At 61.2% G+C, this 14,131-nt stretch carries 9 protein-coding genes; 1 reads left to right on the top strand and 8 read right to left on the bottom strand.

The genetic code is table 11. The features are described from left to right. Positions 1-15: 15 nt before the first annotated feature. The 7 genes from AB4P90_RS04035 to pbpC form a co-directional block, all read right to left on the bottom strand. Positions 16-1,317 carry an IS4 family transposase gene (locus tag AB4P90_RS04035; protein WP_074059269.1) on the bottom strand — a complete coding sequence of 434 codons (1,302 nt, stop codon included), beginning with the start codon at positions 1,315-1,317 and terminating at the stop codon, positions 16-18. 253 nt (positions 1,318-1,570) lie between these two features. Next, complete coding sequence (locus tag AB4P90_RS04030; RefSeq protein WP_395605677.1) at positions 1,571-3,517, bottom strand: pilus assembly protein TadG-related protein; 1,947 nt, start codon at positions 3,515-3,517, stop codon at positions 1,571-1,573. 266 nt (positions 3,518-3,783) lie between these two features. Further along, positions 3,784-4,341, bottom strand: a complete 558-nt coding sequence (locus AB4P90_RS04025) for a DUF4136 domain-containing protein (RefSeq protein ID WP_014716741.1) — start codon at positions 4,339-4,341, stop codon at positions 3,784-3,786. Positions 4,342-4,385: 44 nt separating this feature from the next. Then, the gene (locus AB4P90_RS04020) at positions 4,386-4,988 is read right to left on the bottom strand and encodes a DUF4136 domain-containing protein (RefSeq protein WP_014716740.1); all 603 of its coding nucleotides are present in this window, start codon (positions 4,986-4,988) and stop codon (positions 4,386-4,388) included. Between the two features lie 23 nt (positions 4,989-5,011). Next, the gene (locus tag AB4P90_RS04015) at positions 5,012-5,761 is read right to left on the bottom strand and encodes a methyltransferase (protein WP_014716739.1); all 750 of its coding nucleotides are present in this window, start codon (positions 5,759-5,761) and stop codon (positions 5,012-5,014) included. Beyond that, a complete protein-coding gene (locus tag AB4P90_RS04010) occupies positions 5,754-6,062 on the bottom strand; it encodes a MazG-like family protein (protein ID WP_003188211.1) in 309 nt (102 codons plus the stop codon). The genes AB4P90_RS04015 and AB4P90_RS04010 overlap by 8 nt, the downstream gene beginning before the upstream one ends. Before the next feature lie 93 nt (positions 6,063-6,155). Next, positions 6,156-8,447, bottom strand: coding sequence for a peptidoglycan glycosyltransferase PbpC (gene pbpC / locus AB4P90_RS04005; protein WP_395606083.1), 2,292 nt, complete (start codon positions 8,445-8,447; stop codon positions 6,156-6,158). Positions 8,448-8,692: 245 nt separating this feature from the next. Here pbpC and AB4P90_RS04000 point away from each other — a divergent pair, with 245 nt between their 5' ends. Next, on the top strand, positions 8,693-8,986 hold the full coding sequence (locus AB4P90_RS04000) for a hypothetical protein (RefSeq protein ID WP_003188208.1): 294 nt from the start codon (positions 8,693-8,695) through the stop codon (positions 8,984-8,986). Between the two features lie 69 nt (positions 8,987-9,055). On the opposite strand, the gene AB4P90_RS03995 is transcribed toward AB4P90_RS04000, so the two are convergent. Next, entirely contained in the window at positions 9,056-13,951 is a 4,896-nt protein-coding gene (locus AB4P90_RS03995) for an alpha-2-macroglobulin family protein (RefSeq protein WP_395605676.1), read from the bottom strand. Between the last annotated feature and the right edge of the window lie 180 nt (positions 13,952-14,131).

Genomic DNA, 14,131 nt, shown 5'->3' with positions numbered 1-14,131 from the left:
TAAAAGCCAGCCCTTTCAAGGTCTTTTCGTCTTGGCAGCCTTGATTATCCGGTCCGTTGAAACATGCGCATTCACCGCGGTGCCTTTAACCCATGTTTTGGGCTTGGGTACCTTGGGGCCACGGGGGCTTTTCGCAACTTGTTTAGGTTGGATATTTCTGGCAAGCGCCAATAAGTGCTGAGCCAGTTTTTCCAACGGAATGACAGGAAAATGTTCCGAGGGCAGCGCAATCTGCATTCCCTCATATCCACTCCTGACCTGAACCGCTAAATGGTAAATCGAGGCTTCCCATCCTTCAGGCTGGGTATCCCGATGAGCTTGTTCAACACTGCGTTTGAGAACAGCCAGGACGTTGTAAGCCAATACCGCCGTTGCGAACCCCAGTAAGGCAGCCTTTGGGCTGCCAAGGGTTTCGATCTCACTTTCCAGGATCGCTTCCAGTCGCTGGAACATACCTTCAATGCTCCAGCGGCGGCGATACAGTTCGGCGATCTGTTGCGCACTGACGCTCTCAGGCAGGTTGCTCCAGAACATCAAGCTGCTGTCGCCGGAGTCCGTTGGCGAATGAAGCGTCAGTTCGACACGCCGACATTGGTAACCGCCTTTGACCTGGATGATCTGCTCACGCACAGTGCCAGTTTCCACAGGTACTGGCTCTTGCCACTCACCCTCTTGAATCAAGCGTGGATGCTTGGCTTGCTGACGAATGACAAAGCAAGTTTGGACTTGCTCACAAGCCTCCATAACCGGGAGCGTGCAATAAAGCCGGTCAGCCAGCCACACTTGGCCTGGCTCGGCATTGGCCAATAAAGGCAGCACACAAACGCGCTCGCTTGCGTAGGCATCCTCACACGCCTGAAGGTCGACGACCTGATCCAGATCGGGATCGTATGCAACAACCGAAAAACCGGGACGAGCGGCGCCGCGCTCGTTGCGTAAAGCTCCCAGACGTTTTTCAGTGGATGCCAGATGATTACCGTCCACTACCCGAACCTGCCAACCCGGCAGCATCGCCGTGCAGCCCAGCTCCCGGATGGTTGGAGCCAGGCGCTGTGCACAGCCCGTAATCAGGGCGCGCAACAGAGCAGGCTCGGTACGACTGATCTTGTCGTAGAGAGCCGCCAGGCTGACCGGAAGGTCCTCCAGTTGTCGCGCGGCGGCGTGCAGAGATGGCTTCAAGCCCAATGAAACAAGGGACATTAGCTTGATGATGGTCGAGAACAATAGCTCACGAGAATACTGCCGTTGCCGGTGTTCTTCGAAAACCTGATCAATCCACTCGGGGGCAATAGCCTGCTGCAGCGCCAGTTTGGCCATGACACTGGCAGGTGCTTTTTTCTCGAAACGCGCTAGAACTTCCGCCCACATCGTTTAGGTACCCCCTGAATGAATTTCAGGGGATTTTACAGAAGACCTTGAAAGGGCTGGCTGTAAAAGCGGAACCCTAAGCGGCCGTTACCGCAGGTGGATATGTATTCGGTATAGGTATAACTGTGTCGACTGGCAGGCCGCTATCGCAGGCAAGCCAGCTCCCACATTTGGAACGCGGTGCGTCAGATAGACCAACAGGCTAAATCACCAGATAAGCCCGGCCCATATGGCAGGTGAGATTGGCGCCGACTTCGGCGTTGCCCAGGTTAATGCCCAAGGCGCTGAGCAAGCCATCCACAATCGGGTCTAGTATTGGCGACAATACGCTTTTGATCGCGGTGACCAGCGTATTGGTGATGGTGGAGAGTAAACCCGAGACCGCCGGCAGGATTCCACCCGGAGAGCTTCCGGCTGGGGGAACGTAATTCACTTGAATAGCCCCTAAGGTATTGACCAATCCTTTGACCACTTCTGTCGAGGGAGGAACAGATTTATAAGTGGGTGTCAGATTCATATCGTTGACTGGAGAAAACACTAGAGCTTGCTCCCCCCCGCCAACCTTTGCGTGAACAACCGATAAGGATAAGCTCCCACCTACACCAGCCTTACGTGGGCCACAGCCGAATATTCCCTTGCATGTCTGCACACCGATATCAACAAGTGCTACTGGTTTCACATCAGCTTCCACTGCTGAGGAAAATGCCTGTACCGGATCCACTTTCCCTACCGACACATCTGCAAGCGCAGTCTCAACCTGAACGGTCAGTGATTTCGCCGCATTGCTCGCACAATTGAAATCCGTGACATGACTCTTCGCGCTCGCCACCTCGATATTGATGTCCAGGCCGCTCAACAACTGAACATCCGTATGGTCACAAGGCTTTAAAATCAGGCACAAGAGTGGATCCAGCAGGCTCACCAAGTTTAAATGCAGCAAGTTATTCACGACACCTGTCACCGGCGTCGTTATAGCGGAGACCGCAGACGTCAATCCATTGATACCGTTCAGCACGGGCAGTTGAACAGACACCAAAGTCCGCACTTGCGCAGTGCGTACAAAAATCTGATCGGTCGGCGGGCTCTTTTTCAAACCTTCCTTGGCCAACAACGGATTGCCAATCGCCGACAGCTGCGGTGGCTCAATCACTTTAGTCTGGATCGAAACGTTACCGACCAACGGAATGTTCAGTTGCGCCGCCGCACTCACCGCATTCTTGCTACTGGACAACTGCGCTACCGCTTCCAGCAGTTGAAACAATTGCACGTTGCTGTTCAGCGCCGCTGTCGGCGTGCCGGTGGCGATGTCGACCAGGTCTCCCACCGTTAACAGCTTGCTGTTAGGTGCAATGGCTTGAATCGAAATCACGTCATTGATGACTGCCGTGGCCGCCGCGCCGTTTTTCTGCAAGACCTTCACAGCAGCGTCGATCAGTTGAGTCGCCGAGACCGCGGTACTGAGCAAGGCATCGTAGTCACCGGCCTTCACGTTCAGGTTGATCGCTAGTTGGTCGAGGTAACTGAGCAGGTTGACGTTGGTCTGCAGCAAGCCGTTCCAACCCGCCGCCGTGAGCGAAAGGTTGCCGCCGAGCAGGTTGCCGATCACCAGGTTGAGCAGCGGGGATTTGCCTGAATCGACGCTGGCCAGGCTGCTGCGGATCGACAACTGCGCCACGGGCGGCGGTGTCGCCGCGACGGCGGTGGCGCTCAAGTTGATCTGCGGGTTGATCGGCGCGCCGCTGAACAGGTTCCACAGGCCATTGGCGATGCTGGTCAGGACGGTGCGCGAGGCCACCACGCGGATTGCGTCACTCTTGGTGGCATCGGCGCTGAACACACGGGTGTTGAGGGCGTTGGTCGCCAGGGTGCCGCATGTCACCGCCAGGGTGCTGCCATTACCGACCACAAAACCGTTGCGCGCCGCATTTTGCGTGGCATAGGCGTTGGCGGTGGTGTTAGTGCCGCATTGGCCACCGAGACCGGCTGCCTCCAACGCCGAGGTATCGGCGACGGATTGCAGCTTGCGCTTTTCCAGATACAAGCGCCCGCTGTCGACCGCCAGCAACGTAAACACCAGAGCCAAGGCCAAGGTGCCTGCCGCCATCAAGCCTATTGCACCATGCTGTCTGGAACCGAATCGGGGAGACATCGAAGCACTCCTGCGCTAACTCTCCGTTGCACTGGAGTGTAGACAAGGCTTCGACAGGTTGCTGGCAACTCGCCACATTGGCGACTGGCGGAGATGCCCTGAATGTCGGCCCCCTAATACAACTCAGCTAAGCGAACGCTATGCTCAAAACACTGAAGATCAAATGTGGGAGCTGGCTTGCCTGCGAAAGCGGTAGTGCAGTAACTGAAGCAGTGACTGACACACCGCTTTCGCGAGCCAGCTCCCACAGGGGTGAGAGGGGGTGATCAGCGCGGCGGGTAGTTGGAGAGGATCTTGGTCACAGTGCTGCGGATGGCCTTGTTGCGATCCTCGGGGTTTGGCGTGCTGGCCATCATTTGTTCGTCGCTGCCGCGCCACACCAGTTTGCCGTCCTTGCCGTCGAGCAGGTCGATCTGGATGGTCGCCACTTTGTAGGTGATATTGCGCGTTTCGTTGTACATCGGCGCGCCCCAATAACCATTCCACGGGCCGCCCCAGGCACCGCCATAGTTGGTGGTGACTTGCTGCTGGCGGTCTTCGACAATCAAATAGGCCTGCACATTCAGGTCTGCCTTGGTACCCGCCGCCGCAGGACGCAAACCGCGCTGATCCAGCTGTTCGCCCACGGCCTGGCGGATGCGTTGCTCGGTGAGGTCGCTCTTGATTCGCGGGTCATCGGGACGGTACTGCAACGCCGGGTCTTTCCAGGCCCAATTGCGATAGGCGCCGAAGTCTCGGCTGGCGTCGAAATCATGGTTGACCTGGTTGCTCTGGCAACCGCCCAGCAACATGACAACAGCGAGTGCAGCGATGCGACGAAGCATGGTGTTCTCCAAAAAACAACGTGGGCCTGTAATGAGAATAGCTGCTAACTGGGCGGATAGGCGGCCATTGCCTTCTGCATCGCCTTGCGCAAGCTATCGGCGCGTTCGCTCAGGCTGCCCTGGCTGGTGGTTTCGGCGCTGGTGCTCCACACCGGCTGGCGGGTGCGTGCATCGAACAGGCTGATACGCGCCACGGCCACTGTCACTTCATAGGTACGCACCACAGGCACGCTGTTGTACATGCCATAACCATTGCCATAACGGTTGTAGCCACCGTAGCCATACCCGTAATCATCCTGGACCTGGCGCAGGCGTTTTTCCAGGCGTACATCAGCGCTCACCAGCAGGTCGGGCGCACGCTTGTCATGCAAGGGACGCAAGCCACGCTGGTCGAGAGCGCTGCTGACCGCCTCGGCAATCTGCGCCGAATCGGCCCAGGCCGTACCCGCCGGCAACTGGCCGTTGAGCCAGCCCCAACTGCGGTAGGCGCCATAGTCGCGTACCGGCGCGGGGTAAGCGCTGGCATCAAAGGTAGTGGCTGCCTGGGCGGGCGCCGGCGGCATCGGTGCCGAACTGGCGACGTAAGGGTTGGGGCTCGAACAAGCCCCAAGACCTAAAGACAACAGGATTAAACCGAGACGACGCATGTCGACCTCCCACGCTGGGCCGCTTAAACCGGGCGGCAGATCCAGTGCAAATATCGCCCAAGCCCGGCAAAGCTTGGGTGACGACGGTGAGCGAGCTCCATCTCCAACAAGTCCTGCAGGTTGGCGCGCGCCTGGAATTCCACCGGCATATAGTCGTGGAACACCCGCACGCCACTTTGGCTTTCGACCTGCCACAGCCCTTCGAGTTGCGTCGCCAACTCCCGTGGGTCCAGGGGTTGTTGCGGCGTCAGGCTCTGCTTTTCGCCGGCCATGTCGTTCTTGCGCATTTTGCGGAAGTGGCCTTTGAGCAGGTTGCGGTAGATCAACGCATCACGGTTGTAGAAGGCCAGGGACAACCAGCCCCCCGGCAGCGTCAGTTGGTGCAGCACCGGCAGGATGGCGTGGGGCTCGGCCAACCACTCCAGCACGGCATGGCACAGCACCAGATCGTAAGGCTCGGTGAGTTGGCCGAGCAAGTCCTGCCACGGTGCATGAATAAAGGTCGCGGTCTGGCCGGCGTCAGCAAAGCGCTGACGCGCCCCTTCAAGCATCGGCGCAGCGGGTTCGGCCAGGGTTACCTCGTGGCCCTGCTCGGCCAGCCACAGCGACATATGCCCCAGGCCTGCACCGATATCCAGCACGCGCAATGGGCGTTGCGGCAAGGCTTCTACCAGGTCGGCCTGGAGCACCGCAAGGCGAATCGCGCCCTTGGCGCCGCCGTAGATTTTTTCGGCAAAGCGCGTGGCCAACTGGTCGAAATGACGATCACTCATGGGCAAACCGCCGTTCGCTATCGGCCAGTTTGGCGCGCACCACTTCGTTCATATCCAGGCCCAGTTCACTGCACAGCAGCAGCAGGTACAGGACGATATCACCGACCTCCTGGCCCGCATGGGCGAGTTTATCGGCGGGCAGTTGGCGGGATTGGTCTTCGGTGAGCCATTGGAAGATTTCCACCAGCTCGGCCATTTCCACGCTGGCAGCCATGGCCAGGTTTTTCGGGCTGTGAAACTGTTTCCAGTCATTGGTATCGCGGATGCGGTGCAGCCGTTCGGTGAGGTGTTCGAGGTTCATGCGCGGGCTCCTGAATGGGTATAGCTTACCCCATGACGGGACGCGGAGCGTCCCAGGCGGCGTTCCCACGCAGAGCGTGGGAACGATCAGCGATCAGTCGACAACGCTGAATTCGAGCCTGGCGGTTTGACCGGCTTCATCCAATACGCTGAGCTGATAGCGGCCCAGCCGTTCAAAACTGGCATTGATGCTGTCCTGATTGGCGCTGTCGCCCAACGGCGCACCATTGAGGAACCACCAACGCCGGCCACTGCCGCCCAGGGCGGAGATGTTCAGGCGCAAGGCTTGCTGACTGGCAGCGGGCAGACGCAATTGATCGCCCTCGCGTACGCCTACGATGGACAACGGCGATGACGCGGCCAGCGCCGGTGGCGGGCAGTCCGGGTCAGCCGGCGGGATGCGCGCTTCGCGGCGTTCAACCCTGGGTAACCAAGGCTCCAGCGGTGCCGGCCATAGGGCAATGCTTTTGGAGGTTGCGCCAGGACAATGGGCATCGACCCGCAAGCCTTTGGTGTTAACCCAGATGCTTTCCATCAAGCCCACACTCAAGGGTTGATCCAATGCCTGCAAGGTCGGCGGCGTGGTGTTGTCCAGGGTCCAGGCAAAACGCTGGCGGCGGCAGTTGGGGTCGCTGCGGCTCATGGGCTGGCCCAGCGGCCAACAGATCGCCGCCACGCCGATATTGGCAGGCACCGGTTTGACCGGCGCACTGATGCCGCGCTGGCTGTCGCGGTTGGTCAGCACGTCGTGCACCTGCAGCATCAACGGCGCTGCCGACGCCAGGCCGAATTGCCCGGGTACCGGCGTGCCATCGGGCCGGCCGATCCATACGCCGATCAGGTAACGCGGGCCTACGCCAATCGCCCAGGCATCGCGAAAGCCGTAGCTGGTACCGGTCTTCCACGCCAGCACCGGGCGTTGGACCAGCTCGGCACGCGGGTCGCGGTCGGGCCGCGCCTGGCCGCTGAGGATGCGCCGCACAATCCACGCGGCGCCGGGCGACAGCAACGGCCGCTCCCTGAGCGCATCGTCCGGTTGCAACCGCAGGGTGGCGCTCTTGCCATCGCGGGCCAGGGCGCTGTAGCCACTCACCAGGTCCTCCAGGCGACTGCCCGCACCGCCGAGGATCAGCGCCAGGTTCGGCTCGGCCAATGCCGGCAACGCCAACGGCACGCCACCGATGCGCATCTGCGCGGCAAAGCGCTTGGGCCCGTAGGCTTCCAGCAGTTGCACCGCCGGCAGGTTCAACGAGCTGGACAACGCCGTGCTCGCCGGCACTGCCCCGGTAAAGCCCATGGAAAAGTTGCCAGGGCGGTAGTCACCATAGCGTCGAGGCACATCCTGCAAGAGGGATTCAGAGTGAATCAGGCCGTCGTCCAACGCCATCCCGTAGAGAAAAGGTTTCAAGGTTGAACCGGGCGAACGCAGCGCGCTGATCATGTCCACATGGCCAAAGCGCTTGGTGTCGTTGATATCCACCGACCCCAGGTAGGCGCGCACCGCCATGCTTTCTTCTTCCACCACCAGGATGGCCGCCGAGGTGTGTTCCGGCAGGCGTGCGCGCCAGCCCAGCAACAGGTCTTCCAGACGGCGTTGCAAGGTGGCATCCAGGGTGGTGCGAATCAGCGGCGGGCTGTCGGGGCGGTTCAGCCGGCGTGCGAGCAGAGGCGCCAGGCTAGGTTCCAAACGTGGGGCGAGCAGCAGGGGTTCTTCCAGGGCTTCATCAACCGCCGATTGCGGCCATACCTGAAACTCGGCCAGGCGGCGCAGCACTTTGTCGCGGGCCTCCTGGGCGCGCTGCGGATGACGGTCCGGGCGCAAACGGCTTGGCGCCTGGGGCAACACCGCGAGCAACGCGGCTTCGGCGTGAGTCAGCTGAGACGGTGACTTGCCCAGGTACGCCCAGCTTGCCGCCGCCACGCCCTGCAGCGTGCCGCCGAAAGGTGCGCGGTTCAGGTACAGGTTGAGGATTTCGTCCTTGGACAGGTGCCACTCCAGCTGCGCGGTACGCCACAGCTGGCGTAACTTGCCGTGCAGGGTGCGTGAATGTGGGTCGAGCAGGCGCGCAACCTGCATCGACAAAGTGCTGCCGCCGGACACCACCCGCGCGCCGCTCAGGTTTTGCCAGGTCGCACGCACCAGCGCCAACGGGTTTACGCCGGGGTGTTGGTAGAACCAACGGTCTTCATAGGTGAGCAACGCGTCGAGGTAATAAGGCGATACTTCGCTGGTGTGTACCGGGTAGCGCCATACGCCATCGGCATCGGCGAATCGCCACAGGGGGGTGCCATCTTCGGCCAGCACTACCCGGGCCAGGTCGTCCTGAGGCAGGGGCAAGGGCCAGATACGATCGGCCAGCCATAGCAGGGCAACCACCAACACCACACAACCCAAAGCCCAGCGCAATAACTGTGGGAGCTGGCTTGCCTGCGATAGCGCAGGATCAGTCAACTTATCCACAACTGCCCCACCGCTATCGCCGGCAAGCCAACTCCCACATTGGGCCGCGTACATTCGGACGTGATTAAACTAAAACTCAAACGGGCAAACCTCTATGCTTGCAGGGAACTCGCCTGCGTTATCGACAACCAAAGGCACAGTTACGCCCACCTTCTCATCAGGACACGCACATGCAGGTAGAAAGCTTTTTCGAATGGTTGGGCCAGGCGCTCGGTTCCGTCATCCGTTTTATCGTCGACGGGCTCAGCGGTTTGTTCGGGGCCTTGACCCACGCCGGCGGCAACTTTATCGACGGCCTGTCACGCACCTTGGGCATGGACACCTCGATCATCAGCATCATTACCCTGATTGTCGGGTTGTTGTTCCTCTACTCGGCGGTACGCGCCTTTATGCGGGCCTCGATTATCGTGGGGATCATCTGGCTGATGCTGGGGCTGTGGTTGCTGAGTTGGGTTGTGCACTGACGGGCAAACGCTCGATTCCCCCTGTAGGAGCGAGCTTGCTCGCTCCTACAGGGATTCAACCATTGTCTTTCAGCGGCCCTTGATCACCATATCCACCGGCGTCTCGCCCACCGCCTGCCAGTTCGGCCGATACATCGACTCTACCTGCGGCGGCGGCACGCGGTAGGTTCCCGGTGTCACCGCGCGCGCCAGGTACAGCAAGTGCGTGGTGCCATAGCCATCCAGATTCATCGCGGCCACATAGCGATCGTCCCTGAACTCCTGATGCTTGAGCGAGGCATTCTGCATCGACTCACGCCACTCCTTCACCTGGCTGCTGGCGTTCTCCAGGCTCGCCGCGCTTTGGGCCAGGTTCTGGTTTTCCAGTTCCAGGCCGGCAGGCAACAGGTCGACCACCAGGGCATCCGGCACCCGTTGCTTGGCGCTGACCGCCAAGTGCACCAGCACCAGATCACCGCTGTTGAGGTTACGCAGGTTCAACGGCTGGCCGTTCATGCCCAGGTATTCGCGGCGGATACTCAGGTTGTTGCCACCGGCCGCTGGCGGCACTTGTGGATAACCCGAGACCGTCAATTGCTGGTACACCGGCGCTTCACCCTGATTGCTCAAGGCCAGGTCGCTGGACAACAACTTACCGTCCAACTCCAACGTCGATTGCTGGTTGTTCAACTCGCGTACGCCACCGCTGCCGGTGAGCGACACTTGCCAGTTCGCTTGCGGCTTGGCGAACCCGAGGCGCCCGGCCAGGAACAGGGAATTACGCTCCTGGGTCGACAGGTACGGGCTGGCGGCCAACTGATCCGACAAGGTGAACAACCGCTCCTCGCGCTGGCCCTTGGCCAAGTCGTTCTCCTCCAGCAACGCCAGGATCATCGCCTGGTCGCGCAGCGGGCTACCGTAGTCGGCCAGCCACTCATTGGCATTGCGCTGCGCCGCCAAGCCGGCCAACAACGCCTGATCCGCACGGGGCTGGTCACCCATTTTCTGCAGGGCAATGGCCAACTGCACCAGCGGTAAGCCGGAGCGTGCGTCGCTGCGCCGTTCGAACAGGCTGCGCAACGCGCCCAATGGCGCCTGCTGACTGCGCGCCAACACCATGCCGGCATACGCCTGCACGGCAAACCGGGTGTGTTCGGCGTTGTCGCTGTAATCCACCTCGATCAGATTACGTTCCTGCACATACCGCAACAGGCGCTCGCTGGCCTTTTTCAAGGCTTCAGGCGGGACGGCAAAACCCTGGTCGCGGGCGCGCAGCAGGAAGTCGGTGACATAGGCGGTCAGCCAATATTCTTCCTCGCCATCGGCGCCCCACAAACCAAAGCTGCCGTTGTAGCGCTGCATGCCCAGCAGGCGCTCAATGCCCAACTCGATCTTGCGCTTGCGCTCGGCATCCGGCTCGCCCTTGATACTCAGGCGCTTGAGCAGCGCGTCGTCGGCGTACAGCGACGGGTACAAGCCACTGGCGGTTTGCTCCAGGCAACCGTAGGGGTACGCCTTGAGTGCACTGATCTGCGCGCCCAGGTTCAACGGCGGCCGGCTCGACAGGCTCAACAACGCCTCACGTCCCGATGCATCGAATTGATCCAATGCGCCCGACGGCAAGCTCCACGGCTGATCCTTGAGCACTGCGCGGTAATGCTTGAGCAAGGCCGGGTACGCCGGGCGTACGCCCAAGGTCCATTCGCGGCTGAACGGCGGCAGGTTTTCACCCGGCAAGTCCAGGCCGTTGACGGTGACCGTGACCTTGCCCTGGCCGAGCCCGCCCCAGGCTTGTACCGGAATACGCAGGGTGGTGCGCTGACCTTGCTTGAGCTCAACCGATTGCGCGCCACTGTTGACCAACTGCAGCTGACCTTGCGCGGTCAATTGCACATCGAGTTTCTGGGCCTTGCCCGACAGGTTGGAGAGGTCCAGGGCCAGGGTGGTCTGGTCGCCTCCTGCCAGGAAGCGCGGCGCCGACAACTCGGCAATCAGCGGGGCGGCGATCACGGTCTTGCCTTCGGCCATACCGTAGCGATCATCGCTCCAGGCTTGGGCCATCAGGCGCAGTTCGCCGTTGAAGTCGGGGATATTGACGCTGACTTCACCCTCGCCTTTGTCGTTCAGAGTCACCGGGGCGCTTTGCAGGGCGACGATGGTAACGCTGGTGTCCGGGCGCTTGCCGCCTTTGGCCAATGCCGCGTCGCCACCAAATGCCAGGCTGGCCAGGCGCCCTTGACCGGCTTCGATCAGTTGCCCATAGATGTCGAATTGGTCGACGCCATAGGCTTTGCGGCCAAACAGGCTGGCGTACGGATCGGGCGTTGGGAATTCGGTGATATTGAGGATGCCCACGTCCACCGCCGCCAGCAGTACGTGCACCTGTTGGGGCACGCTGCCATCGGCGTTTTTGGCGGCGATCTTCACCGTCAGCGGTTGTTTGGGGCGCATTTTCTCTGGCGCGGTGAGGGTCAGGCCGAGTTTGCGCTGGGTACGATCCAGCGGCAGGTGCAGCAAGCCCACGGCGCGTTTAGGCGTGATGTTGGCTTTGCGCTCGCCCGGACGAATCACCAGGGCGCTTACATACAGATCGTGGCGCGACCATTTCGGATCGAGCTTCACCGCAAAGCTTTTGCCTTCGGCCGGCACGTCGATTTCCTGCCACCACAGCGGACCTTCGGCAGACTCCACCAACAGGTAGCCTTTACCGGCAGCCGGTGGCGTGACGGTGACGTTGGCGGTGTCGCCATCGCCATAGGCGGGTTTGTCCAACGCCAGCTTGACCTGGTCGGGGCGCACGGCACCGCCTTCGGTGTTGTCCTGGGCCTGGTAGCCGGCCCAGAAACGCAGGCTGCTGACCAGCCCGGTCTGCGGATCTTCGACCTCCACGCGGTAAGGGCCCCACTCCACCTGGAAGCTGACCTTGGCGGTGTCACCCGCCTTGATGTTCAGGCTCTGCTCATCGAGGTTGAGGAATTTCTCGTTGAAGTGGTAGCTCCAGCCGTCATTCTCCGAGTAGTTCCAGTAGTAGTCGCGGCGCTCACGCACCAGGCGCACCTTGAGGTCTTGCGCGGCCAGTTTCTGACCGTCCTGGTTGGCCACCAGCACTTCGAATTCCACCGGGCCATCGCCGTTGGTTTCCTTGCCATCAAACAGGCCACGCAGGCCCGGCAATTGCTCGGCCGGCCAGATCGGCTGCACCAGGCGCCGGGTGATCGGCCGACCGCCGGACTCTTGCAGGCTGGCTTGCACGATCAGTTGCAACGGCGATTTGGCCTCGGCCCACTTGCTTTCCAGGGTCAGCGCTTGCTCGCCATTGGCGTCGAGTACGCTTTCGTCCAGCTCGAAATCCTGGCTCAGCTCTTCTTCCGTGACGGAACCGAACTGGTAGCCCGGCAGGGATTTGACCGCCTCACGCAGTGGGCGCACGTACACCTGGCCACTGACGCGGTTACCGGACGCGGGCGCGCCGTAGAGGTAACGACCGTTGACCTGGATGACCGGGTTATCCGCCGGGCTCAACGCCGTGTCACTGCCCTTGAGTTCCAGCGCCAGGCGTTCGGGCAGGAAGTCTTCGACGAGAAATTCATACAGTTGCGGCTTGCCGTCACCGAGGTCGAATACCAACTGCCAGCGACCGGTCGGCGCCTCGCCGGCCAGTTGCAACGGGTATTGATACAGGCCGGACGCGTCGGCTTCCCACACGAACTTGCGGCTCACCTGTTCATCCGGGCGCCGTACTTCGACGCTGACCGGTTGCGGCTTTACCGCCTTGCCATCCTTGTCACGCAACAGCGCGTTGAGCAGCACGGTTTCGCCGGGGCGATACAGGTCACGCGGGCCGAACACAAAGAACTGCAACGGGTGAGAGGGCTGCCCGCCGATATCGAACTCGGCGAGGTCCAGCGCGGCGCTATCCAGGCGCAGCAGGCTGGTTTGCTCGCCCTGCTTGGCCAGTAACACCTGGGCTTTTTTCGGCAGTGGCAACTCGGCGTGGCCACCGTCTTCGGTCTTGCCCTGGCCGAGCACGCGGCCTTCGGCATCGAGGATTTCCAGTTCGACGCCGTTGAGCGCCTTACCGCCTTCCAACGCCTGGGTAAACACATCCAGGCGATTGGCATAGCGGTGCACCGACAGACCGATATCACTCAAGGTGAACAGGGTGGCCGGTTGCGAATAGTTGTAGGTGCCCGAAGCACGCATCACCGCCAGGTACACGCCCGGCTGCTGCAACTGCTTGAGGCCGGCAATCGGCAGCAGCAGGGTTTCGCGGGTATTGCGCGCCGGGTTCAGGTCGAAACGCCCGCCGTAGACCAGCTCGGCCATCGGCAGCAGTTCACGGGACTCATAGCTTTGCAGGCTGGTATTACGCCCCCACTGCGCCAGGAATGACGGCAGGAATTCGGGTTTGATCCGGAAGAATTCCACGTCGATCTTGTCGACGTTCAACGCGATCACCGGCAGGCCCTCGGCCAGGCGCGTCGGCAACAGGGTGCCGCGGCTGGCGAAGCCGACGGTGGCTTGCAGGTCGCGGGTTTCCAGGCGGGCGCTGTATTCGGCGGCGAGGGTGTTGCCGTTGACTGCCTTCACCCCGGCGTCCACGGTCAGCACCAGCTTGCGCTGCGGCTCAAGGTGGCGCAGGCGCAATTCCATCAGGTTATCGGACAGTTCCCAGGCGCCATCGACCTTGCCGGACTTGCTGTCTACCAGGTGCAGCTTGTCGGCGAACTTCTGATCCGGATCCAGAGGAATGGAAAAGCTCACCGACAAGGTGCTGGCCCCGTCCAACTGCACCTCGGACACGTCCACCACGCTCAGCTCGCGCCCGGCATAGCGTTGCTTCAACGCTGCCACGTCCACCGCAGCTTTCACCGGCTTCGGCGCTGCCGCCACAGTGGGCGCAGGCGGTGCAGCGGGTTTATCGGAAGAATCGCAAGCGCTCAGCAGGGCCAGCGCGCAGGCCAGGAACAGTCCTTTGTTAAGCATGGGGAACTCATAGTCAGAGGGAACCGAGGGGTGAACTATATATCAGCGCCGACCAAGCCGCTGCGGCACCGGTCACATTGACCGACGGAGGGGCGGTTGGTTCTTGGTGGGGCATGAAGCCAAGCCAAATCCCACAACCATTGGCGATCAAGATCAAAATGTGGGAGCTGGCTTGCCTGC

This window comes from Pseudomonas sp. B16120 (assembly GCF_044218845.1).
GTDB lineage: Bacteria > Pseudomonadota > Gammaproteobacteria > Pseudomonadales > Pseudomonadaceae > Aquipseudomonas > Aquipseudomonas paracarnis.
The sequence above is the reverse complement of the archived record's forward strand: the minus strand, read 5'-3'. Positions and strand labels throughout refer to the sequence as shown.